General features: G+C 62.2%; 24 protein-coding genes and 1 tRNA gene. 20 read left to right on the top strand and 5 right to left on the bottom strand.

Annotated elements, in window-relative coordinates; translation table 11 throughout:
* Positions 1–23: 23 nt before the first annotated feature.
* Positions 24–1,193, bottom strand: coding sequence for an efflux RND transporter periplasmic adaptor subunit (locus SPHS8_RS12875; RefSeq protein WP_201515843.1), 1,170 nt, complete (start codon positions 1,191–1,193; stop codon positions 24–26).
* Positions 1,194–1,368: 175 nt separating this feature from the next.
* Here SPHS8_RS12875 and SPHS8_RS12870 point away from each other — a divergent pair, with 175 nt between their 5' ends.
* Positions 1,369–1,617: a GlsB/YeaQ/YmgE family stress response membrane protein gene (locus SPHS8_RS12870; RefSeq protein WP_097092543.1), complete on the top strand. Its 249-nt coding sequence runs from the start codon at positions 1,369–1,371 to the stop codon at positions 1,615–1,617.
* 68 nt (positions 1,618–1,685) lie between these two features.
* Here the strand turns inward: SPHS8_RS12870 and SPHS8_RS12865 are convergent, their stop codons facing one another.
* From SPHS8_RS12865 to SPHS8_RS12855, 3 genes are all read right to left on the bottom strand, one after another.
* A complete protein-coding gene (locus SPHS8_RS12865; RefSeq protein WP_022682486.1) occupies positions 1,686–1,940 on the bottom strand; it encodes a GlsB/YeaQ/YmgE family stress response membrane protein in 255 nt (84 codons plus the stop codon).
* A gap of 201 nt (positions 1,941–2,141) precedes the next feature.
* Complete coding sequence (gene sciP / locus SPHS8_RS12860; RefSeq protein WP_097092542.1) at positions 2,142–2,441, bottom strand: CtrA inhibitor SciP; 300 nt, start codon at positions 2,439–2,441, stop codon at positions 2,142–2,144.
* Positions 2,442–2,548: 107 nt separating this feature from the next.
* Positions 2,549–2,845: a hypothetical protein gene (locus tag SPHS8_RS12855; protein ID WP_097092541.1), complete on the bottom strand. Its 297-nt coding sequence runs from the start codon at positions 2,843–2,845 to the stop codon at positions 2,549–2,551.
* A 124-nt stretch (positions 2,846–2,969) separates the two neighbouring features.
* Here SPHS8_RS12855 and mnmA point away from each other — a divergent pair, with 124 nt between their 5' ends.
* The 17 genes from mnmA (at position 2,970) to SPHS8_RS12770 (ending at position 18,951) form a co-directional block, all read left to right on the top strand.
* The gene (gene mnmA, locus SPHS8_RS12850) at positions 2,970–4,076 is read left to right on the top strand and encodes a tRNA 2-thiouridine(34) synthase MnmA (protein WP_201515842.1); all 1,107 of its coding nucleotides are present in this window, start codon (positions 2,970–2,972) and stop codon (positions 4,074–4,076) included.
* A gap of 41 nt (positions 4,077–4,117) precedes the next feature.
* The gene (hisG, locus tag SPHS8_RS12845) at positions 4,118–4,780 is read left to right on the top strand and encodes an ATP phosphoribosyltransferase (protein WP_097092539.1); all 663 of its coding nucleotides are present in this window, start codon (positions 4,118–4,120) and stop codon (positions 4,778–4,780) included.
* Entirely contained in the window at positions 4,770–6,059 is a 1,290-nt protein-coding gene (gene hisD / locus SPHS8_RS12840; RefSeq protein WP_201515841.1) for a histidinol dehydrogenase, read from the top strand. Before hisG ends, hisD begins: the two co-directional genes overlap by 11 nt.
* Before the next feature lie 84 nt (positions 6,060–6,143).
* Positions 6,144–6,590 (top strand): transcription antitermination factor NusB, encoded by a 447-nt coding sequence (gene nusB / locus SPHS8_RS12835; protein ID WP_097092537.1) that lies wholly within the window; start codon positions 6,144–6,146, stop codon positions 6,588–6,590.
* Positions 6,591–6,634: 44 nt separating this feature from the next.
* Positions 6,635–7,549: a thiamine-phosphate kinase gene (gene thiL, locus SPHS8_RS12830; protein WP_201515840.1), complete on the top strand. Its 915-nt coding sequence runs from the start codon at positions 6,635–6,637 to the stop codon at positions 7,547–7,549.
* 251 nt (positions 7,550–7,800) lie between these two features.
* A complete protein-coding gene (locus SPHS8_RS12825) occupies positions 7,801–9,924 on the top strand; it encodes a sodium-translocating pyrophosphatase (protein ID WP_201515839.1) in 2,124 nt (707 codons plus the stop codon).
* Between the two features lie 194 nt (positions 9,925–10,118).
* The gene (locus SPHS8_RS12820; protein WP_201515838.1) at positions 10,119–10,799 is read left to right on the top strand and encodes a DUF2490 domain-containing protein; all 681 of its coding nucleotides are present in this window, start codon (positions 10,119–10,121) and stop codon (positions 10,797–10,799) included.
* Positions 10,800–10,905: 106 nt separating this feature from the next.
* Positions 10,906–12,030: an 8-amino-7-oxononanoate synthase gene (locus SPHS8_RS12815; protein WP_201515837.1), complete on the top strand. Its 1,125-nt coding sequence runs from the start codon at positions 10,906–10,908 to the stop codon at positions 12,028–12,030.
* The gene (gene bioD, locus SPHS8_RS12810; protein WP_201515836.1) at positions 12,027–12,641 is read left to right on the top strand and encodes a dethiobiotin synthase; all 615 of its coding nucleotides are present in this window, start codon (positions 12,027–12,029) and stop codon (positions 12,639–12,641) included. Before SPHS8_RS12815 ends, bioD begins: the two co-directional genes overlap by 4 nt.
* A gap of 102 nt (positions 12,642–12,743) precedes the next feature.
* Entirely contained in the window at positions 12,744–14,765 is a 2,022-nt protein-coding gene (locus SPHS8_RS12805) for a M13 family metallopeptidase (protein WP_201515835.1), read from the top strand.
* Positions 14,766–14,972: 207 nt separating this feature from the next.
* Complete coding sequence (locus SPHS8_RS12800; protein ID WP_443020030.1) at positions 14,973–15,368, top strand: DUF4168 domain-containing protein; 396 nt, start codon at positions 14,973–14,975, stop codon at positions 15,366–15,368.
* Positions 15,369–15,434: 66 nt separating this feature from the next.
* On the top strand, positions 15,435–16,724 hold the full coding sequence (locus SPHS8_RS12795) for an adenosylmethionine--8-amino-7-oxononanoate transaminase (RefSeq protein ID WP_201515834.1): 1,290 nt from the start codon (positions 15,435–15,437) through the stop codon (positions 16,722–16,724).
* A gap of 59 nt (positions 16,725–16,783) precedes the next feature.
* Positions 16,784–17,002 carry a translation initiation factor IF-1 gene (gene infA / locus SPHS8_RS12790; protein WP_003049127.1) on the top strand — a complete coding sequence of 73 codons (219 nt, stop codon included), beginning with the start codon at positions 16,784–16,786 and terminating at the stop codon, positions 17,000–17,002.
* A 12-nt stretch (positions 17,003–17,014) separates the two neighbouring features.
* Positions 17,015–17,587 (top strand): Maf family protein, encoded by a 573-nt coding sequence (locus tag SPHS8_RS12785; RefSeq protein ID WP_201515833.1) that lies wholly within the window; start codon positions 17,015–17,017, stop codon positions 17,585–17,587.
* Between the two features lie 63 nt (positions 17,588–17,650).
* On the top strand, positions 17,651–18,640 hold the full coding sequence (locus SPHS8_RS12780) for a ribonuclease (RefSeq protein WP_201515832.1): 990 nt from the start codon (positions 17,651–17,653) through the stop codon (positions 18,638–18,640).
* Complete coding sequence (locus tag SPHS8_RS12775; protein ID WP_097092527.1) at positions 18,630–18,824, top strand: DNA gyrase inhibitor YacG; 195 nt, start codon at positions 18,630–18,632, stop codon at positions 18,822–18,824. Before SPHS8_RS12780 ends, SPHS8_RS12775 begins: the two co-directional genes overlap by 11 nt.
* A 51-nt stretch (positions 18,825–18,875) precedes the next feature.
* A tRNA-Phe gene (locus tag SPHS8_RS12770) sits at positions 18,876–18,951 on the top strand.
* 332 nt (positions 18,952–19,283) lie between these two features.
* On the opposite strand, the gene SPHS8_RS12765 is transcribed toward SPHS8_RS12770, so the two are convergent.
* Positions 19,284–19,910 carry a TetR/AcrR family transcriptional regulator gene (locus tag SPHS8_RS12765; RefSeq protein WP_097092512.1) on the bottom strand — a complete coding sequence of 209 codons (627 nt, stop codon included), beginning with the start codon at positions 19,908–19,910 and terminating at the stop codon, positions 19,284–19,286.
* Positions 19,911–20,032: 122 nt separating this feature from the next.
* Between SPHS8_RS12765 and SPHS8_RS12760 the strand changes: the two genes are divergently transcribed.
* Together SPHS8_RS12760 and SPHS8_RS12755 are read left to right on the top strand one after the other, a co-directional pair.
* Positions 20,033–22,015 carry a flavin-containing monooxygenase gene (locus SPHS8_RS12760; RefSeq protein WP_201515831.1) on the top strand — a complete coding sequence of 661 codons (1,983 nt, stop codon included), beginning with the start codon at positions 20,033–20,035 and terminating at the stop codon, positions 22,013–22,015.
* A gap of 84 nt (positions 22,016–22,099) precedes the next feature.
* The gene (locus tag SPHS8_RS12755) at positions 22,100–23,158 is read left to right on the top strand and encodes a hypothetical protein (protein ID WP_201515830.1); all 1,059 of its coding nucleotides are present in this window, start codon (positions 22,100–22,102) and stop codon (positions 23,156–23,158) included.
* Positions 23,159–23,304 lie beyond the last annotated feature (146 nt).

Below are 23,304 nucleotides of genomic sequence, written 5' to 3'. Positions count from 1 at the left end.
ACGGCTTCCTCGCCTGCGCGGGCTTACCCGGCCTTTTGAACTTGCGGCCGCACCTTCTGCCCCGGCCGCAGGAATGCGCCTGCGGATGCGACAATACGTTCGCCGCCATTGAGGCCGCGCGTCACTGGAACACCCTTGGGAGAGACCTGCCCGACCTCGACGCCGCGCCGTTCAGCCTCATTCCTTCCGTTGATGACATAGACGAAGTGCCCCTTGGCATCCGTCTGAATGGCGGACTCCGGCAGCAGCGGTGCCGTGGCGGTGCCGCTCACGATCCTGGCGGCAGCAAAGCCGCCTGGCCTGATTTCCTTGTTGTAGGGAATCGCGATGCGGGCAATGCCCTGCCGCGTCTGCGGATCGACGACCGGCGATACCTGCCAGACGCGGCCTGAAAATTCGGTCTGACTGCCCACAGGCGTGACCGTTGCGCTGTTGCCCGGCCGCAGCGTCGCAAGATCGCCTTCGCTCAGCTGGGTCAGAAGCTCCATCTCGCCACCCTTGGCCATGCGGAACAGCACGCCGCTGCCCGAACCCACAATCTGTCCCGGCTCCACCTCTCGCGTCAGGACGAGGCCCGCGGCAGGCGCGCGAATATCAAGCCGCCCGGTCCGTGCGCGTTGTTCGGCAAGCTGCGCTACGGCGACATTGACCCGAGCGTTGGCGGCGTCGCGCGTGGCGGTACGCTGATCGATGTCGGCTCGGCTGATGAAACCGCGCTTCACAAGAGCCTGGGCCCGGTCGAGCTGCGCCTGCGCCAGCTTCGCATCGGCCCGATTGACCTCCAGCTGTGCGGCGAGCGAACGAATCTGCTCGGTCTGGACCGATCGCTCGATCACCGCCAGCACCTGTCCGGCGCGCACCCAGTCGCCCGGTTGCACCAGCACGCGCGTGACCTGTCCGCCTTCGCCCACCACGCCGACCGGCATGTCGACCCGCGCGGCAAGCGATCCGGTGCCGCTCACGGTGCGGGGCACGATGGATTGCCCGGGAACCAGCACGGTGACGACCGGCGCCTCTTCCACCGTGGCGGCCGCATCCTCGCCCTTGCCATGCATGCTGATCCAGGCAGCGGCGGCAATCAGGATTATGGCGATCACGGCGCCAATCGTCAGCGCCCGCCGCTTGGAAGAGCGCGGTTCTTCGCCAAAGATGCGCGCCGGAGCGTCGCCGGCAACCTGAGTTTCGTAGTTCATCCTGGTTCCATCAACGGGCGGCGGGGCAGGCAGGTACTGTGTTATATAAATACATCACCCTGCTCAACCCTAAATACACTGTGCGCACCAGCGGGGCAACGGCGGCCCTGGCCCGCGCGCTTGCCAAATCGGCGTACCTGTGGCGCTATGGGGGATGTGGCCGGAGGAGGCTAGGATGGAATTACTGGGGTGGATCATCGTGGGCCTGCTCGCTGGAGCGATCGCCCGTCTGGTGATGCCTGGCCGCGATCCAAGTGGATGCGTCGTGACTATATTGCTGGGGATAGCGGGCGCGCTGTTCGCCGCTTATGTCGGGCGGCTGCTCGGCATCTATGAACCCGGGCAGCAGGCGAGCTTCCTTGCTGCGGTTCTGGGGTCGATCGCAGTTCTGGCAATCTACCGGTGGTTCGCGCGGCGCGGTTGACCGCATGACGAAAAGGGCTGCGCCGAAACGCAGCCCTTCATACCCGCCAGCGATGCTTTGGGTGGTTTTTAACGCACCGATCCGCGACGGACCAGGTTAACGATGGCAAGCAGCACGATGGCGCCTACCAGGGAAACGAGGAAGCTATAGAGCGTCAGGCCATCATTGATCGAACCGCCGCTAAAGATCAGGCCACCAATGAACGCGCCGACGATGCCGACGACGATGTTCAGCAAAATGCCCTGCTGCGCATCGGTGCGCATGACCATGCTGGCAAGCCAGCCAATGATACCACCGACAACAAGCCACAAAATGATACCCATTTCACACTCTCCTTGGACCAGCGCCCCCAGCGGGTTGGCTGATCTATTCAACGGCGAACTCGGCTTCGCGTTCCCTGAGAAATGTTTCTGGGTTGACAATGGCTGGTGAATCGGATGGCCCACCAACAGAAAGCGCCGCCGAATCTGCATTCGGCGGCACTTGCCCGAAGCGCGTCCAGCATGTGCCGGACTGGCGGATCGTCAGTATTTCTGCTGCCGCTCGTAGAGCGACTTATAATATTGAATCCGCGTCACGCGCAGGCCATGCATACCTGAGCGGTCCACGGCGCGCTGCCATCCTGCAAATTCCTCCAGCGTCAACGAGTAACGCGCGCAGGCTTCATCGACCGTAAGCAGGCCTCCATTGACAGCGGCTACGACCTCAGCCTTGCGGCGGACGACCCAGCGCGTCGTGTTGGCAGGCGGCAGGCTCTCCAGAGTCAAGGGTTCCCCGAGCGGCCCGACGACCTGAGCAGGTCGGATTTTTTGATTTTCTATCATTCTCACCCTCAAAAAGCGGCACTGGCGTTGCCGAATTCAGCAGCGGCAACCGGTATGCGCGTCAGCCCTGAAGATCAGCTAAAGCGCCACGGTAAACGCCCCCTTCATCATCCTTGTCCCACTCTTAAATGCTGTGCGATCAACGGGTTGAAGCTTCCCGTCGGACGCGCGGCTTCGATCATGCCGCTTGGACGTGGCGCGAACACTTCGGCCAAATCCTGGATCCAGTCTCCTGGTTCATCCTGCCCCCGCAGGACCCCGGCAACCGCCTGAGCGGTCGGGCTGGCCGCCTGCTCCGCCGCCGAAGCGGCGCGCAGCAGCGGCCAGACCGGCGCGTGCGGCCGGCTGACAGGTCTGGCATTGGCGGGTTTAAGCCCGCCTGCCCGAAGGAAACCGAAATCCATGGGAAGGATAAGTAGGGGAGAAAGGATAAAGTCCGGTAAACTCGCGCAACCGAAACGATGCTTTGGAGGCGAAAGGGCCGAATCCGGCTGGAATGCATCGCAGCGGGCGATTATATGGCCGCCTATGCAGCCCGAATTTCAGTTGCCGGAACCGCTCGCGAAGCGGCGAATCGTCGTTGCCATGTCAGGCGGCGTGGATTCCAGTGTCGTTGCCGCTCTTGCTGCACGCACGGGCGCCGAAACCATTGGCGTGACGCTCCAGCTTTATGATCATGGCGCGGCGGTCGGCCGCACCGGCAGCTGCTGCGCCGGGCAGGACATACGCGACGCGCGCGCTGTCGCTGACCGGATCGGCATTGGCCATTATGTCTTTGATTATGAAAGCCGCTTTCGCGATTCGGTGATCGCGGACTTCGCCGATGAATATATGTCGGGACGGACGCCTATCCCCTGCGTCAAATGCAATATGGGGGTGAAGTTCACCGACCTGTTTCAGATCGCGCGAGACCTAGGCGCCGACTGTCTGGCGACCGGCCATTATGTTCGCCGCGTCGAAGGCGCGCAAGGTGCTGAACTGCACCGGGCTGCGGACCCGGCGCGCGACCAGAGCTATTTCCTTTTCGCCACGACGCAGGCCCAGCTCGATTATCTGCGCTTTCCGCTGGGTGGCCTACCCAAGCCGCAGGTGCGCGAAATCGCGGCGGAACTCGGCCTCTCCGTGGCGCTGAAGCCCGACAGCCAGGACATCTGCTTCGTGCCCGATGGCGATTATGCAGGGGTGGTGCGCAAGCTGCGCCCCGATGCCGACGAGGGCGGCGACATCGTCCATGTCGATGGTCGCGTCCTCGGCACGCATAAGGGGCTGATCCACTACACCGTTGGCCAGCGCAAGGGGCTGGAGATTGGTGGACAGGCCGAGCCGCTTTATGTCGTCCGCCTCGATGCTGACGGGCGGCGGGTAATTGTCGGACCCAAGGCCGCGCTGGCGGTGTCTGCGGCGCGGCTGAGCGACATCAACTGGCTTGGCGGCACCTTCAGTGGGTCCCTGACGGCCAAGGTGCGCTCCATGGCCAAGCCCGTACCGGCCCGGCTGGAGGGTGATCGCCTGGCTTTCGACGCGCCCGAATATGGCGTCGCGCCGGGGCAGGCGGCGGTGCTCTATGCGGGCGACCGGGTGCTGGGGGGCGGCTGGATCGAGGCCACCGAAGCGGCGCTGGCGCACGCTGCATGAATATTGTCCTTTATGGCGCGCGCCGCTAAGGCCCGCCGGTCATGACTCGTCCGCTCACCCTTGCTATCCCGAAAGGCCGCATCCTCGATGAGGCGCTGCCGATGCTCGCGCGCGTCGGCATAGAGCCGGAGGCGGAGTTTCATGACAAGAAGAGCCGGGCGCTGCGCTTCGCCACCAATCGCCCTGACATTTCGATCATCCGCGTGCGCGCCTTCGACGTGGCGACCTTCGTCGCCCATGGGGCGGCGCAGATCGGGATAGTAGGGTCCGACGTGGTGGATGAGTTCGACTATTCCGAGCTTTATGCGCCGGTCGACCTCGACATCGGTCATTGCCGCTTGTCGGTCGCCGAACCGGTCGATCTTGCTGGGGAGGATGAGGCCGCGATGAGCCATGTGCGGGTCGCCACCAAATATCCCTATCTGACCCGCCGCTACTATGAGGCGCGTGGGATTCAGGCAGAGTGCGTGAAGCTGAACGGAGCGATGGAACTCGCGCCCTCGCTCGGCCTGTCGCGGCGGATCGTCGATCTCGTGTCATCGGGCGCGACGCTCAAGGCGAACGGGCTGGTCGAAACCCATGTCATCATGCAGGTCTCGGCGCGGCTGGTCGTCAATCGCGCCGCCTACAAGATGCGTTCGGCCGAACTGGCGCCATTGGTGGAAGGTTTCCGCAAGGCCGTAGGAGGCAGGGATGCCGCTTAGGCTCGACAGCCGTGACGCCGACTTCGCCGCCGCCTTCACGGCGCTGGTCGATGCCCGGCGCGAGGCGGATGAAGATGTGTCCCGCGATGTCGCGGCGATTCTGAAGCGCGTCCGTGCGGAGGGCGATGCAGCGCTCGCCGATTATACCAGCCGGTTCGACCGGCACGATCTGGAAGCAAGCGGCTGGGCGGTCACCCGCGCCGAGTGCCGCGCGGCGCTCGACGGCATATCGTCCGAATTGCGCGACGCCCTCGAACTCGCGGCGGCACGTATCACCGCCTATCATGAAAAGCAGAAGCCGCAGGACAGCGATGGCACCGACAACGCTGGCGTGCGGCTGGGCGCACGCTGGCGGCCGGTCGATGCGGCCGGGCTTTATGTACCGGGCGGCCGGGCGGCCTATCCCAGCTCACTGCTGATGAACGTCATTCCCGCCAAGGTGGCTGGCGTGTCGCGCATCGCCATGGTGACCCCGACGCCCAATGGCGTGATCAACCCGCTCGTCCTCGCCGCTGCCAGCATCGTCGGTATCGAGGAAATCTGGCGCATCGGCGGCGCTCAGGCCGTGGCAGCGCTTGCCTATGGCACGGATCGGATCAAGCCTGTGGATGTCGTCACCGGGCCCGGCAATGCCTGGGTCGCTGAAGCCAAGCGGCAATTATATGGCGTGGTCGGCATCGACATGGTCGCTGGCCCATCGGAGATCGTTGTCGTCGCCGACGGGAAAAACGATCCGGACTGGATCGCCGCCGATCTGCTGAGCCAATCGGAGCATGATCCGACCAGTCAGTCGATCCTGTTCACGGACGATGCGGTTTTCGCCGACGCGGTTGCAGCGGCGGTGGAAAGGCGCTTGCCGCTCTTGTCGACGCAGGCGGTCGCCACGACCAGTTGGGCTGCAAATGGCGCCATCATCCTCGTGCGCGATCTTGAAGAGGCCATGCCGCTCGTCAACCGCCTGGCGGCTGAGCATCTGGAACTGGCTGTGGAAGATCCCGAAATCCTGTTTGAGCAGGTTCGTCATGCCGGATCGGTGTTCCTGGGCCGTATGACCCCCGAAGCGGTGGGCGATTATGTCGCGGGGCCGAACCACGTCCTGCCCACCGGGCGGCGCGCGCGTTTCTCCTCGGGGCTGTCCGTGCTCGACTTCATGAAACGCACCAGCTTCCTCAGCCTTGATCAGGCCGCGATCGATGCGATCGGCCCCGCGGCGGTTGCGCTGGCGGAGGCGGAAGGACTGCCCGCGCACGCCGCCTCCGTGGCGGTGCGGCTGAGCTGATCATTTTCGTTCGGTTCGAGCCTGTCGAGAACCGGATGCGCAGGGTTCTCGACAGGCTCCAATTGATCGGAATAGAAGACCTTTATGAACGAACGCTCCAAATCCCGCTCCGCCGCCCGCCTTGCCGCGGTGCAGGCGCTGTACCAGCTGGAAATGGAAAGCACGCCGCTTAGCGTCCTGCTGCATGAATTCCATCAGCACCGGCTCGGCGCGACGATCGAGGATGTGACCTATGCCGAAGCGGAGGAAATCTTCTTCGACGATATCGTGACTGGCGTTGACAAGCGGCGCGGCGAAATTGACGGACTGATCACCGCCCGCCTTTCGAAGGGCTGGAGCCTCGAACGTCTGGACAGGCCCATGCGGCAGATCCTGCGTGCGGGCGCCTATGAGCTCATCGCGCGCCGCGACGTGCCGACCGGAACCGTGATCAGCGAATATGTCGACGTGGCTCATGCCTTTTACGACAAGCGCGAGGCGGGTTTCGTGAACGGCCTGCTGGACGGCGTCGCAAAGGATGTGCGGAAGTAACGAACCACTTCTGTTAGGGCCAAGGGCGAACGGAGGTCATTTTCATGTCCGCTGAATCCCGCTTCCTGACCCTCCTCCGCCTGCTGGCCAATGATCCCGCCGCGCGCGGACTGCAGGACGATGCCGCCGTTCTGGACGTGGGCGGCTCGCGGCTGATCCTCACCAGCGACACGATGGTGGAAGGGGTGCATCATCTTGCCAGCGATCCTCCCGCCGACATCGGCTGGAAGCTGGCGGCGGTCAATCTGTCCGACCTCGCCGCCAAAGGCGCACGGCCGGTCGGCTGTTTGCTAAACTATGCGCTGTCAGGCGATGACGCCTGGGACGCCGCCTTTCTCGAAGGATTGGGGGAGGCACTCGGCCGTCATGCCATGACACTTCTGGGTGGAGACACGGTGAAGATGCCGCAAGGCAGCGCGCGCAGCTACAGCCTGACCGCGATTGGCGAGGCAAGCGGGCCTGTCCCTGCCAGGAGCGGCGCGCAGGCGGGTGATCGCCTTTATCTCACCGGGCCAGTGGGCGACGCAGGAGCGGGTCTGGACTTGCTCCGATCGAACCCGGCCGCGTCAGGGCCGCTGGTCGAGGCCTATCGGCGTCCCAGGCCCCGTCTTGCGGAAGGCGCGCTACTCGCGGGCCAGGTGCATGCGATGATGGACGTGTCGGACGGGCTCCTGATTGACGCTATGCGCATGGCGCAGGCCAGCGGGCTCGCCGTCACCATCGACCATGTGCCGCTGTCCCCCGCGCTGGAACTGGTGAGCGGCGGCGGCACGGCCGCTCAGATCGCCGCCGCGCGCGCAGGCGATGATTATGAACTGCTGTTCGCCATGCCGTCCTCCGCCAAGCCGCCGGTGAGGGCCATTCCTGTGGGCAGCTTCTCTCCCGGGTCAGGCCTCACGCTGATGATCGACGGGACGTCAGTGCCGCTGCCGGACCGGCTCGGCTGGGAACATGGCTGAAACCCAAGCGGGCAACAGCTTGATTCAGGTACGTTTCGTAACGGCTTGACGCCGCTCATCCTGCCTGTAGCTTCGCGCCATCCTTTTCTCAGCCCGGTTGGACGCCATCATGTCCTTGACCTTGACGCTGATTGATGCGGTGCCTGATGCCGGATGCGTGAATTCCGGCCGCCCGCTTTCATGCCTTTCGTCCGCCCGTCTTTCCCTGCGGAGCGGCCGATGACAGGAAAACAAGGGGGAGAGGAACATCCATGCAGATTGTCTATATCGCCATAGGGTGCGGCCTGCTGGCCGTGCTCTACGGCTTGTTCACCAGTCGTCAGGTGCTGGCAGCGTCTGCCGGCAATGAAACCATGCAATCCATAGCGGGCGCGATTCAGGAGGGGGCAAAGGCCTATCTCAGCCGCCAATATATGACGATCGGCATGGTCGGAGTCGTGGTAGCGGCTCTCGTCTTCTTCTTTCTGGGCGGGACCTCCGCCATCGGATTTCTGATCGGCGCGATCCTGTCAGGGGCGGCAGGCTTCATCGGCATGAACATTTCCGTGCGCGCCAATGTCCGTACCGCCGAAGCGGCACGCACGACATTGCAGAGCGGGCTTACGGTGGCTTTCCGCGCGGGTGCGATCACGGGCATGCTCGTGGCAGGGCTGGCGCTGCTCGCGATCAGCGTCTTCTTCTGGTATCTGACTGGGTCAGCGGGCCATGCTCCCGATGACCGGCTGGTGATCGACTCCCTGGTAGCGCTTGCATTCGGCGCCAGCCTCATCTCGATCTTCGCGCGGCTGGGTGGCGGCATCTTCACCAAGGCGGCAGACGTCGGCGCGGATCTTGTGGGCAAGGTGGAAGCGGGCATTCCGGAGGACGACCCACGCAACCCCGCCGTGATTGCGGACAATGTCGGCGACAATGTCGGTGACTGCGCGGGTATGGCGGCCGATTTGTTCGAAACCTATGTCGTAACGGTCGGCGCGACCATGGTCCTGACCGCCCTGCTGGTGAGCGGTGTCGACAACGCCTTTCTGCAACGGCTGATGTCCCTGCCGCTGATCGTTGGCGGCGTGTGCATCATCACCTCGATCATCGGCACCTATATGGTGCGTCTCGGCTCCAGCCAGTCGATCATGGGCGCGCTCTACAAGGGCTTCTGGACCACCGCGATCCTTTCGATCCCGGCGCTCTATTTTGCAACCAGCTTCACGCTGGGAGACTTGAATGCACGCTTCGGCACTGACCTGGATGGCGCAGGCGGCTATACCGGCATGGCCTTGTTCTGGGCGATGATGGTCGGGCTTGCTGTCACTGGCCTCATCGTCTGGATCACCGAATATTATACCGGCACCAATTATCGCCCGGTGCGCAGCATCGCCCGTGCGTCTGAAACCGGCCACGGCACCAACGTGATCCAGGGCCTGGCCGTTAGCCTGGAAGCGACCGCGCTTCCGACGCTTGTGATCGTCGCGGGGATCATCGTCGCGCATCAGTTGGCGGGGCTGATCGGCATCGCCTTTGCAGCAACCGCGATGCTGGCGCTCGCGGGCATGGTCGTGGCACTGGACGCCTATGGCCCTGTGACGGACAATGCGGGTGGCATCGCGGAGATGTCGCATCTCGACGACAGCGTGCGGGCCAAGACCGACGCGCTTGATGCCGTGGGCAACACCACCAAGGCAGTGACGAAGGGCTATGCCATCGGCTCGGCAGGGCTCGCAGCGCTTGTGCTGTTCGGCGCCTACACGGAAGACCTCAAATTCTACAACTCGGCCCTCGGCCTGACTGAGCCGGTCGATTTCAGCCTGTCCAATCCTTACGTCATCGTCGGTCTGCTGCTGGGCGCATTGCTGCCCTATCTGTTTGGCGCGATGGGCATGACGGCTGTCGGCCGCGCCGCGGGCGACGTTGTGAAGGACGTTCGCGATCAGTTCGCCACCAACAGCGGCATCATGGAAGGCACCTCGCGCCCTGATTATGCCCGCACGGTCGATCTCGTCACCCGCGCGGCGATCAAGGAGATGATCATACCCAGCCTGCTGCCGGTGCTGGCGCCGATCATCGTCTATTTCGCCATTTCCGCCGTAGCCGGGACGCCGAACGGCTTTGCGGCGCTTGGCGCTTTGCTGCTGGGCGTCATCGTGTCGGGCCTGTTCGTCGCGCTCTCGATGACCTCGGGCGGGGGTGCCTGGGACAATGCCAAAAAATATATCGAGGACGGCCACCATGGCGGCAAGGGATCGGACGCGCACAAGGCGGCGGTGACCGGCGATACGGTGGGCGATCCTTATAAGGACACCGCCGGACCCGCCGTCAATCCGATGATCAAGATCACGAACATCGTTGCCCTGCTCCTGCTCGCAGCTCTCGCACACGGCGTCTGACGGCGTAAATTTTCGAAGACGAAGATGGCCCTGTCCGGCGTCGGACGGGGCCATTTTATCTGGTGCGATCTGGATCGGCCACGGCGCACGATAACTTCAGAAACAATTGTCACAAAAACTACATAAAATGGAAATGACATGGTCACATAAAGGTCATAGTCGGCCCCCGCGCCACAAGGCGATGGGAGATCATAATGCGACCGACTTTGAAGCTGTTGACGGCCTCGCTGGCCTTGGCTGTGCCATCTCTGGCACATGCGACTGAGGATGATCAGCTTTGGACGGGCGTCAGCGCCACGGTGAAGCTGAGCGACAAATGGCGCTTCTCTCAGGAAGTCATCGCCCGGTTCAGCGAAGACCGCGACGGCCTTTACGAGGTCGAGATGAATTCGCTCCTCGGCTACAAGGTGACGAAGAATGTGACGGTCTGGGCGGGCTACACCCACGATCCCAACTATAATGCGGGAGAGTTCGCGGTGATGGAGCATCGCGGCCGCCAGCAGGTAACGTTCGACAATATCGTGAAGATCGGTCCTGGCCAGTTGAGCGCGCGCCTTCGCCTGGAAGAGCGCTGGCGCGAAGGTGTCGATGGCACCGCGTGGCGCTTCCGCCCCTATGTCAAATATGTGCTGCCTTTCAAGGAAGGCGGCAAGACCGCCCTGGTGCTGAGCCATGAAAGCTTCATCGACCTCAACACCACCAATTTCCAGCGGGTCGAGGGGGAGGAGCGGATGCGCAACCTGATCGCCATCACCACCCCAATCACGAAGAATGTGAATGCGGAAATCGGCTATCTGCATCAGCATGGCTTCCGGCCCAATGCGGAAGATGCCAATGACAATGTGGCGTCCTTCGCGTTGAGCTTCTCCTTCTGATTATTCGAACTTAGGCGGGGGAGGAGGGTGCCTCTCCTTGCTCGACGGATGAACGCCAGGCCCTCCAGCTTGCCCCTGTGCCTGTCGCGGGCCTATAGGGCCCGCCATGACAAGCGAACCCTTCCGCTCGCAACTGGCGGCTCTTGAAAGTCGCGGCCGCCTGCGCCGCCTGGTGCCGCGCGCCGGGCGCGATTTCGCCTCCAACGACTATTTGGGCTTGGCGTCCGATCCGATGATCGGCCAGGCGGTGGCGGATGCTGTGGCGCGGGGCGTGCCCGTGGGATCGGGTGGCTCCCGTCTGCTGCGCGGCAACGCGCCCGAGCATGAGGGGCTGGAGGCGAAGGCTGCGGCCTTCTTCCGCACGCAGGCAGCCTTGTTCCTCGCCAATGGCTTCGCAGCCAATAGCGCGCTGTTTTCAACATTGCCGCAGCGTGGCGACCTGATCGTTGCGGATGAACTGATCCATGCCAGCGTTCATGACGGCATTCGCCTGTCCAAGGCCGCCACCGTCTTTGCCCGGCATAATGATGTGCAGAGTTTTGCCGACCTTATCAGCGCCTGGCGGGGGGAAGGCGGCAAGGGCCGCATCTGGATCGCGGTCGAAACGCTTTATTCAATGGATGGCGATACGGCTCCGCTCGCTGATCTTGCCAAACTGGCGGCGCAGCATGATGCGATGCTGATCCTCGACGAAGCCCATGGCACGGGCGTGTCCGGCCCGAGCGGCCGGGGCTTGTCCGCCGGCTTCGACGGGCTGCACAATGTCGTGACGCTCCACACCTGCGGCAAAGCCATGGGTGTGGAAGGCGCACTGATTTGCGGGCCGCAGATCATCATCGACTATTTGATCAACCGCGCACGAGCCTTCATTTTCTCCACCGCGCCCTCGCCCCTGATGGCGGTGGCGGCTTCGGCCGCACTCGATCGGATCGAGCAGGCGGACGATCTGCGCGCGCGGCTGAAGACGCTGTGCATCGATGCCGCCGAAGTGATCTGCGCGCCGTTGGGCCTGCCTGCGCCGCGTAGCCAGATCGTGCCGATCCTGCTCGGTGAGGACCGGCGCGCCATGGCTGCCGCCGCCGCACTTCAGGAGGCAGGCTTCGACGTGCGCGGCATCCGCCCGCCTACCGTCCCGCCGGGCACCAGCCGCCTGCGCATTTCCCTGACATTGAATGTCGGCCGAGCCGATGTGGCCGCGCTTGGTGAAGAATTGCAGAGGGTCTTGGGATGACGCGCTTCCTGGTCACCGGAACGGACACGGATATCGGCAAGACGGTCTTCGCCGCAGGCTTGGCGGGCGCACTTGGCGCATATTATTGGAAGCCGGTTCAGGCCGGGGTCGATCCAGAAGGCGACAAGGAAACGGTGGCGCGGCTTGGCGGCATTCCCAAGACCCATATCCTTCCCGAGGCCTACCGCCTCAGGACGCCTGCTTCGCCTCATCTGGCGGCGCGTATCGACGGGGTGGAGGTGTGTCTCGACAAGCTCACCCTGCCACAAGTGGACGGGCCGCTGGTTGTGGAAGGTGCGGGCGGCGTGCTGGTGCCGGTCAGCGAAACGCTGCTGATGGCCGATCTCTTTGCATATTGGCAGCTGCCGGTGATTCTTTGCGCGCGCACCGCGCTTGGCACCATCAATCACAGCCTGCTCAGCATCGAGGCGCTGCGCAGCCGGGGCGTGCCGCTGGCAGGCATTGCCTTCATCGGCGATCCACATGAGGAGAATGAGCGGATCATCCCGCAGCTTGCCAAGGTGCCCAGCCTCGGCCGTCTCCCCCGCCTGGACCCGCTGAATGCCACCAGCTTGAAGGCTGCTTTTGCCGAGAATATCCGCCTGCCCTGAACCGGGCGGCAGCCGCTTTTGCGTGATTTTCGATAATTGACATGGACTTGTCACGCTGCGCCGGGCCAATTGCCATGATCGGATCAAGCAAGGGATGCTTCGATGAAAAATCTTCTGATGAGCGCCGCTGTTGGCGTTCTCCTGCTCGCCGCCAACGCCGCGCAGGCGGATCAGGCGCCACCGGCCAAGCCGACCTATGGCAGCTACGGCTTCGACAGCAAGGGCATGGACCTGTCCGTCAAGCCGGGCGATGATTTCTACCTTCACGCCAATGGCGGCTGGGCCAAGGCCACGCCGATCCCCGCGGACAAATCCAATTATGGCGCGTTCAACGTGCTTGATGACCTGTCGCGAGAGCGCACCCGGGGCATATTGGAGGAGGCGAGGAAAGACCCCGCCAGCAGCATCGGCATCGCCTATGCCAGCTACCTCGACGCGCCCACCGTGGAAGCGAAGGGGCTGACGCCTATCAAGCCCTGGCTCGCGAAGATCGAGGCGGTAAAAGACAAAGCGGGTTACGCCCGCTTGGCGGCGGAGGCTGCCCGGGCCGGCATAGCAGGGCCCTTCACCTTTTATGTCGGACAGGATGACAAGGCGCCTGACACTTACATCCTGAACCTGCGCCAGTCGGGTCTGGGCCTCCCCGACCGTGACTTTTATCTCCAGCCCGACCAGAAGATGGCAGCCATCCGGACCGCCTATGCCGCGCATGTGGAACAGATGCTGACGCTGGCGGGCGCGAGCAACGCAAAGGCCCGCGCTGCCGCCCTGATGGCGTTCGAAACGGAAGTCGCCAAGCTGCACTGGACCCAGGTCGACAGCAGGGACGCGGACAAGACCTATAACCGGATGACCCTTGCCGAATTGCAGGAGGCCGCGCCCGGTTTCGACTTTGCCGCCTATTTCGCCGCCAACGGCCTGAAACCAGAGGCGCTGATCGTCGCGCAGCCCACGGCGATCACCGGCGAAGCAGCACTGATCGCGCGAACCCCGGTCGAAGTGCTCAAGGACGCCCTTCTGCTGCGTAGCCTCCATAGCTATGCCACTTACCTGCCCGATCGCATTGCCGACGCGGACTTCGCTTTCTACGGCACCACCTTGTCGGGCACGCCTCAGCGCGAAGAACGGTGGAAGCGCGCAGTTGGCTTCGTCAAGGATGCGATGGGCGAGGAAGTCGGCAAAATCTATGTCGCCCGCTATTTTCCGCCGGAAACCAAGGCGGCGATGGATCAACTCGTCAAAAATGTGATCGCCGCCATGGGCCGCCGCATCGACGGCCTCAGCTGGATGAGCGATGGTGCGAAGGCGAGGGCGCACAAGAAGCTGGCGGCCTTCACGCCAAAGATCGGCTACCCCGACAAATGGCGGGATTATGGCGGGCTCGACATGGCGGCGGGCGATCTGTTCGGCAATGCGCTGCGGTCGAACCAATATGAATTCGATTATCAGATGGGCAAGCTAGGGAAGCCCATTTATCGTTGGGAATGGCAGATGACGCCGATGGAGATCAACGCTTATGCGGACTTCTCCATGGTGGAAATCGTCTTCCCGGCCGCAATCCTCCAGCCGCCCTTCTTCGATCCCCATGCCGATCCGGCAGTGAATTATGGCGGCATCGGCGCGGTGATCGGCCATGAACTCAGCCATCATTTCGACGACCAAGGCGCCAAATATGATGAAAGCGGCAAGCTCAACCAGTGGTGGAGCGATGCCGATGTCGCGGCCTTCAAACAGCTGACCGGCAAGCTGGTGAAGCAATATGACGCCTATGAACCCTTTCCCGGAGCGCATGTGAAGGGGGATTTCACGCTGGGTGAGAATATCGGTGATCTGGCAGGCGTTGCTGTGGCGCTCGACGCCTATCATGCCTCGCTCGGCGGCAAGCCCGCGCCGGTGATCGATGGCACCACCGGGGATCAACGCTTCTTCCTCGGCTGGGCACAGGTGTGGCGGCGCAATTATCGCGAACCGAACTTGCGCCAGCGGCTCGTCACCGACCCGCATTCGCCCTCGCAATATCGGGCAGACACGGTGCGGAACTTCGATCAATGGTACGCCGCCTTCAAGCCTGCGCGCGGCAGCAAGCTCTATCTTGCTCCACAGGAGCGCGTGAGAATCTGGTGAAAGATATGGACGGGTAACGTTCCGGCTGCGTCGAGTCGTGACGATGCGGGGGATGAGTTGAACGGCGCCCGGCCGTCACCCCTCGAATCTCACGTTTCGCCGGAACACTCTTTAAACCTTGTGCGCTCTTCCACAGCTTTAAGCCATCAAATCGCAAGGAGAAGCATGTTGACGGGTTTTCGTTCATCACTGGTTTTGAAGACGGCTATGGCATCGGTGGCTCTGTTGGCAGCGGCACCCGTTCTGGCTCAGGGCGCGGCCGCTCCGGCGACGCCCGCGACCCCAGCCACTCCGGCAGCACCTTCGGCTGCAGCAGGCAAATATAGCGATGCCGACATCAAGCTGTTTGCTGCAGCAGCGGTCGAAGTGACCAAGATTCAGTCCGACACCAGCATTGCTGACGCGGAAAAGCAGCCCAAGATGCTCGCCGCGCTGCAGGCATCGGGCATTGCGCCTGAAAAGTTCAATGAAATCGGCCAGGCCGCAGCTGCCGACCCGGCATTGCAGCAGCGTATCCAGGCGGCCGCTCCAGCAGCACCGGCTGCTCCGGCCAGCCCCCCTACGCCAGCTTCGCCCGCTACTCCGGCTAATCCAGCCAAGTAAGCGGTAACGGCATGTTTCAGGGGAGGGAGCTTGGCCTGACGCTTTGGCTATTCTAAGCGTCTCGCCATGACCTCCCCTATATGGCACCCCTTTACCCAGCACGGCCTCAACGAAACCATCCCGCATGTCGTGCGCGCCGACGGCGCGTCATTGCATCTGGCAGATGGAGGCACGTTGATCGACGCCATTTCCAGCTGGTGGGTGACGACGCACGGCCACTGTCATCCCCGCATCGCTCAGGCGATTGCGCATCAGGCCGGGCAGCTCGACCAGCTCATCTTTGCCAGTTACACGCATGAACCCGCTGAAGAGGTAGCGCGCGGCCTGATAGAACTGGCGCCGCGCGCGGAAGGGCGCGATCCGCTCGCCTATGTCTTCTTTTCCGACAGCGGGTCGACCTCCGTTGAGGTCGCGCTGAAGATGGCGCTCGGCTACTGGCACAATCGCGCGCTGGACGGACTGTCCACGCCCCGGCATCGCATCCTCGTCCTCGAACATGGCTATCATGGCGACACGATCGGCACGATGTCGGTCGGCGAGCGCGGCGTGTATAATGCGGCATGGACGCCTTTGCTGTTCGATGTTGGCACCATAGCGTTTCCCGCACCAGGGGCCGAGCAGCAGACGCTCGACGCGCTGGAAGCCGCCTGCAAGGAGCATCCGGCGGCGTTCATCGTCGAACCGCTGGTGCTGGGCGCTGGCGGGATGCTGATCTACTCGCCGGAGATATTGCGGCAGATGGCGGAAATCTGCGCACGGCACGATGTCCTTTTCATCGCTGACGAAGTGATGACCGGATGGGGCCGCACCGGAACAATCTTTGCTTGCGAACAGGCAGGCGTCGTGCCCGACATCATGGCCGTCGCAAAGGGAATCACTGGGGGCTCCGTTCCGCTCGCGGCGACGCTCGCCACGGCGCGCATTTTTGACGCGCACAAGTCGCAGGATCGGGCGCGGCTCTTCTACCATTCGTCCAGCTATACGGCCAACGCCATCTCCTGCGCCGCCGCGGCCGCCAACCTCGCCATCTGGCGGGAGGAGGATGTGCTCGGCCGCATCGCCGCGCTCGAACAGAATATGGCGCAGCGACTCGGAAGGCTAGCGCTTCATCCTGCCTTCACGAACGCCCGGCAGCTTGGCACGATCGTCGCGATCGACCTGATCGCGCAGGATGCAGGCTATCTGTCCGACCTTGCCCCACGCCTGCGCGCCTTCTTCCTTGATCGGGGCATTTTGCTTCGTCCGTTGGGCAACAGCATCTATCTGATGCCGCCCTATTGCACTGATGTGGATCAGCTGGATCACATCTTTGCGGCCCTCTCCGCAGCGGGTGATGCGTTCGGCGCGTCAGCCTGACTTCCATTTTCCGCATTTTGTCGTTATGGCGGCGCGATTTTCGGTTTCCCCAGGATATTATGGCAAAAGAAGAACTGCTTGAAATGCGCGGACAGGTTGTGGAGCTTCTCCCCAACGCCATGTTTCGCGTCCGGCTTGAAAATGATCACGAGATCCTTGGCCACACGGCTGGCAAGATGCGGAAAAACCGCATCCGCGTGCTGGTGGGCGACGAAGTGCTGGTCGAACTGACCCCCTACGACCTGACCAAGGGTCGGATCACTTACCGCTTCAAATAAGCCGCTTTTTCGATGCGGCTCATCCTTGCTTCGGCTTCGCCTAGACGGTGTGAACTTCTGGGTCAGATCGGCGTGCGTCCTGATATGGTGGACCCCGCCGATGTCGATGAAACCCCGTTGAAAGGCGAACTTCCCGGCCCGTACGCTACGCGCGTGGCGGCTGAAAAGGCGGCGCTTGTCGCTGCCCGCCATCCCGGCGCGCTCGTGCTTTCGGGCGATACGGTGGTCGCAGCAGGCCGCCGCATTTTGCCCAAGGCAGAGGCGGAGGATGAGGCGCGCGCCTGTCTTTCGTTGCTCTCCGGCCGCCGCCACCGTGTGCTGAGCGCCATCACGCTCATCGATGGCGAGGGAAGGGCAAGGCATCGCCTCTCGACCAATATCGTCACCTTCAAACGTCTGGAGCAGGCCGAAATCGACGCCTATATCGTCAGCGAAGAATGGCAGGGCAAGGCAGGCGGCTACGCTATCCAGGGTCGTGCTGCCGGACTTATCCGCGCGATACAGGGCAGCCATAGCGCGATCATGGGTCTGCCCCTTTACGAAACCCGCGCGCTGCTGAAAGCCGCGGGCTATCCATTGGACTAAAGGGATGGCGAGGGAAATGGCACATGTCCCGGCTCAGCAATCCCGACCAGCAGGAATATAGTGATGGCCGAATGGCTCTATGAAGAAGGGATTGGCGAGGCCCGCGCCGCGCTGATCGAAAAGGGCCGTCTGGTCGAAGCGGAGATCGAGCGTGAGGGCGATGGCGCCCGCGCCGGCGCGGTGATGCAGGGCAAGCTCGTCCGGACGATCATTCCCAAGAAGCGCGGCATCGCCCGCCTGATCTCGGGCGAGGAAGTGCTGGTCGAGCCCATCCCGCCAAAAACTGCGGAGGGAGCGACTGTTCTCCTCGAAATTCTGCGCGAAGCCATTCCCGAGGACGGCCGCTCCAAGCTCGCCAAGGCGCGCATCGCGCAGCCGGGCTCCAAGGTGCATCCCGCCCCCAGCCTGCTCCAGCGTCTGCGTGCAACCGGCATTCCGGTCATCCCGTGCCCCGCGCATGAGGAGGACCGCTTCGAAGCCCATGGCTGGAGCGAGCTCATGGAAGAGGCGATGTCCGGCGAGATCGGCACCGAGGAATCGGCGCTCCGCATCTTCCCGACGCCTGCCATGATCCTGATCGACGTGGACGGATCGCTGCCCCCCGCCAAGCTCGGTCCAAAAGGTGCGAAGCTCGCCGCACAGGCGATCCGCCGCATGGGCCTGACCGGATCGATCGGCATCGATTTGCCCACCATGAACAACAAGGATGAGCGCGCTGTCGCCTCAGCGCAGATCGACAAATATCTGCCCCTTCCTTTCGAACGCACTGCGGTGAACGGCTTCGGGTTCGTCCAGATCATCCGACGCCGGGAGCGGATGAACCTCATGGAGTTGCTGCGGGCTGATCCGATCGAAACCGCCTCCCTCGCATTGCTCCGCCGTGCCGAGCGAGAGGGCAATGGCGGACCGGTGACGATCACCGCCGCGCCCGCCATCATCGACCGCCTTTACAAAGCCACCGACTGGCTGGAGCAACTCGCTCGCCGCCGTGGCGGGGCCGTCAGCTTGAAGGCGGACCCCGCGCTTGCCATATCGGCCGGCCATGTCGCCTAAATCATCCTCCTGCCCGATCTGCGGCCAAGCTTCACATCCGGACACGCGGCCTTTCTGCGGAAAGCCATGTCGCGATCGTGACCTTTTGCAATGGCTGGGCGAAGGCTATCGGGTCCCCGGAACCCCCGCCGCCGACGAGATGAAAAAAAGCGACGATGATGGGGTGGACAACCCCCTGGATTGATGCCTATAGGCACGCCTCTCAACGTCGCCGGTGGTTCTCCCCGGCGCCCGTGCCCGGGTAGCTCAGTTGGTAGAGCATGCGACTGAAAATCGCAGTGTCGGCGGTTCGACTCCGTCCCCGGGCACCATTTGTTCCTAATGCCCTGAAACGCCAGCAAACCGTCTAAAAGGCGGTCTTGAGTTTCTTTATGGCAAGGAGCGTTAGATTGCGGCGCTTCAAAATGCAAATCTCGCTCTGTTGAAGCCGCTATCGGCGCTGCGCCAGTGCCTTGAATGTGTCCGCCATTACCAGCTTGGGGAGATGCAACCGACCAAGAACAAGGAAGTGGAAGACCGCGGCGATATCAACAAGTCGGGACGCTCTATAATCATTTTACAGATAAGCTTGGCTTGTTCAGCGCCTGCATAGAAGCGGAAGCAGTCAATTTTCCCAAGCCTGCCTAGGCCGGACGCCAGCCAATTACGAGATGCGACTTGTGATACCGTTTAAGAATATGTTGGTTACGAGCTTTGCGTGCCCAGCCATTTCTTCATCCGTCATCAACTCTCCCCCGAACAGCAATCGCCTCTGCCACTCGCCAAGAGCCATGACGACGAATTGCTTGGCCAAAGGGTGGCTCTCTGCCGGATCGACGCCTTCCGCCTCCAGGAGTCGAGCGACAGGGCTGACCTGATGCCGTTCAAACTGCAGGCGAGCGATCTTGCGCAGTTCGTCGAATTCGCTGCTCTCCCGGTAAATCAGCCGTGCCATTTGAGTGCTTTGCGTCGAAAATAGCTGCCGCTGCATTTCGGTGGCGTAGGTGATGAGCTGCGTGTGGAGGTCGCCCTTCAGATCGGGGAGTTCCGGCCGGATCTGCGCACCAGAATGTTCGAGGCAGGCTTCGAACAGGGCGAGCTTGTCAGGGAAGTGATTGTAGAGCGTGCGGCTCGACACCTGAGCCTTTTCGGCAATGTCGCGCAGCGACGCAGCATGAAATCCAGTCCGTGCAAATTCATTGAGCGCAACCAGGATCAGGTTGTTGCGCTTCTGTTCGGCCACCTCTGGCGTTGGGCGGCCTGCCCGCCTCTTGATGCTCTGTCCGTCCATATCCAGCCTCGTTGCGCAGCAAAGGCGCAAATAGCAAGCCTGCCACCATTGACGATTTACACATGGAAGTGTAATTCAATTTAAATTGAGTTCTGCGAACGAGGACATTCAGGAGAGACAGGATGCACGCCCCGGCCACTAATAATGATTCTCGGATACATGCCGCGATCGACGCGCTTGACCCCACCATGGCGCTGATGGCGCTGATCCAGATCACCGGCGACCGTACGTTGCTGCATCATTATTGGGATGCGATCGACGGACGACAGGAAGAGCTGATCGAGACGTTCGTGGATATCCACGCGCATGAAGAGCGGCCGACCATTGATCCGGCGATCGCCGCCGAAATTCGCGATCGCCTGCGCCTCGCGGTGAAGTCGGGCAAGCCGCCGGTCATGCCGCAGCTGGACCGGCCGATGTTCAAGCGGATGAGCCGTCTGCTGCTGGGTCAGGACCTGCCGGAAATGTCCGTGGATGTTGCTTTCCAGCATGCCGGCTTCACCACCGACACGCGCGTGCGCAAGGCGGCGGACGTGCCGCCTGCCGATTTCAAGGTGATCGTGGTCGGCGCGGGAATGATGGGTATCAACGCCGCGATCAAGCTGCAGCAGGCAGGTTTCGACTTCACGGTGCTGGAAGCGATGGACACGGTTGGCGGCAACTGGTTGACCAACACCTATCCGGGCGCTGCGGTCGATACACCGAGCCGCATCTATTCCTTTTCCTTCGAACCCAATGCGTCCTGGACCCAATTCTATCCGCGCGGCCCCGAATTCCTATCTTACCTCGACCGCGTCACCGACAAATATAATCTGCGTGATCGTATCCAGTTCGGAACCTGGGTCGAAGGCGCGGAGTGGGACGAGGCACGCAAGATCTGGACCGTGAAGGCGGTACGGAACGGCAAGCCCGAAACTTATGAGTGCAACGTCCTCATCATGGCGGTGGGGCCGAACAACAATCCCAACTATCCCAAGGTCAAGAATCTGGACTCGTTCAAAGGTCCCGTGATCCATTCGGCCGCCTGGGATCATAGCGTCGACCTTGCCGGCAAGAAGGTCGTGCTGGTCGGCACCGGCTGTTCCGGCGTGCAGGTGGCGACCGCGATCGCCGACAAGGTCGGCGAGCTGATCATCGTCCAGCGCCAGCCCGAACACATCATCCCTAATCCGCAGGCGCATGCGCCGGTGGCGGAACTGGAGCGCTGGGCCATGGAGCATGTGCCCTTCCTGGCGCAGTGGAAGCGGTTGCAGAGCCTGCACAGCCAGATGCGCGACATGCATGGCATGATCATGAAGGACGAGGACTATGCCGCGAAGACCGGCGGCTTCGGTCCGATCAACGATGGCATGCGGATGATGTGCGAAGGCTATCTGAAGAGCCATTTCCCCGACGATCCGGAAATGGTAGAACTGCTGACGCCCAACTTCCCGGTCTTCGCCAAGCGTCCGATCCTGGATTGCGGATTTTACGATACGCTGAAGAAGCCCAATGTGTCGATCGTGCGCGGCGAATTGGCGGAGGCCGATGCGAACGCGGTCATCCTGGCGGATGGTACGCGGATCGAATGCGACGTGCTGCTGCTCTCGACCGGCTACAATCTGCATTTCGGACGGCAGTTCGACATTCGCGGCACTGGCGGGAAAACGCTGAAGGACGCGTTCGATCCGCATCCCTTCTCCTATGAAGGCATGTTGATCACCGGCTTCCCCAATTTCGTCTTCATGGGCGCTCCCTACAGCTATCTGGTCGCCAACCATGCGGTCGTCAGTGAGCAGCAGGTCCATTACATCGTCGAACTGCTGCAATGGATGGTGGACGATCATCTGTCGTCCTTTGACGTTTCTCAGCAGGCAACGGACGCCTTCATAGACGATGTCGATACGAACTTGGCGAAAACCGCTTGGGTGCAATGTGGCAGCGCCCATGGCTATTATCGGGACAAGGGCGGTGACGGGCAAAAGAAGGTCATCCTCGCGGTCCCACGCCATAACTCGCGCATCTGGCACGATCTGCGTAGCCCACGTGAAGAGGATTTCAACGTGACGCGCAAGGACGGCGACGCTCCGGCCACACAGCGTGAAATGGAAACGCTGACGATTTGATCCGCTTAGGGTGGCTTTGGTGCCTACAGGCCGGCCACCCTCATTCCTATGCGATGACAGTTGCAAGAAATTGGAGACACAGTTATGCTTCGCGATCTCGCCGAAAACTTCCGTCCGGTCGCTCCGCCCCATCTGATCGACGACGCCTATAGCAACGATCAGCACGCAAGACTTTTGCAGGTCGTGCGGGATAATGGTCCTTGGCCGTTGATCATGGCCGAAAATTTCAAAACGCCAGAAGAGGTGATCGCGACGACATCCGGCACCATTCCCGAAGGTGTCAAGCTGACCTGGGACATGATCGGCCTCAATCCGGTATTTCGCGGCTATCTGGCCAAGGGGGGCACCTGTTTCTACCCGGAGATCGAGGATTGCTACTATAATTCCCGCTTCCTTGAGCTGGTCCGCAACTATTGGGACTGCCAGTATGCGGAGCCGGAAACTTTCCTCTTCAATATTCAGGGTCCGACCCCAATCGGCGGCCCTCCGCATCTGGACGGCACGGTTTTCCGTGGCCTGACGATGGAGAATACCCCGCTGTGGCTACTGCTGACCATGGCGAAGTCCTGCCTGTTCGATCGCTGGCGTTCGAAGAAGGGCCAGGTCATCGCCTGGTATTATAATGGCAAGATTGGCGGCGGCTTCAACTGCTGGCCCAATGGTCCGAGCGGCGAGCCGTTCCAGATCAACGCGCCGATGTGGGGCCGCGCGGTGGTCGTGGAGAACGAAATGATGTTCCATCACGGTCAGGCTACGGGCCCCGTCGCACTGCGCAAGCCGCAGGGCATGGACATCAGCTCGACCTTTGGCGCCGACCCGCAGGACCCGACCGGCTGGCAGATCGAAACCTTTGGAGAGGTCAACCAGAAGGTGCCTGAGCAGGAAATGCGCTTCCTGGTCCATTGGGGCGCACGCCTGTTCAAGGACATGGATGATTTCCGGCTGACCTATGATCATCGTGACGACATCACGCATGAACTGGCGATCAACATGCTGATCGACGACATGAAGAAGCGTGGCGTCCAGTTCGAAGTGCCGACCGATCCGATGAACGACAACAGCTTCGTAGGCCTGCTCGCCCGCGTCTATGACATTGGCGGCCCCACCAACATCCCAGCTGACGCCATGGACGAAGCCGCCTGAGGGCGGCTTCCCCGGTTCGCCTGGCTCAACAAGGAAGCGGCCGCGGACGGCTTCAGGGGTTTTGTCAGGTCGTGATTGTCGAATTTCTCGCTACCAAAGGTGAGCGCCTCGGCGGTGGCAATTGATCTGCCTTATTGGCTACTTTG

Source organism: Sphingobium sp. S6 (genome assembly GCF_905120495.1).
In the GTDB taxonomy this organism is placed as follows: domain Bacteria; phylum Pseudomonadota; class Alphaproteobacteria; order Sphingomonadales; family Sphingomonadaceae; genus Sphingobium; species Sphingobium agri.
Note: the sequence above shows the minus strand (reverse complement) of the source record. Positions and strands in the feature narration are given on the sequence as shown.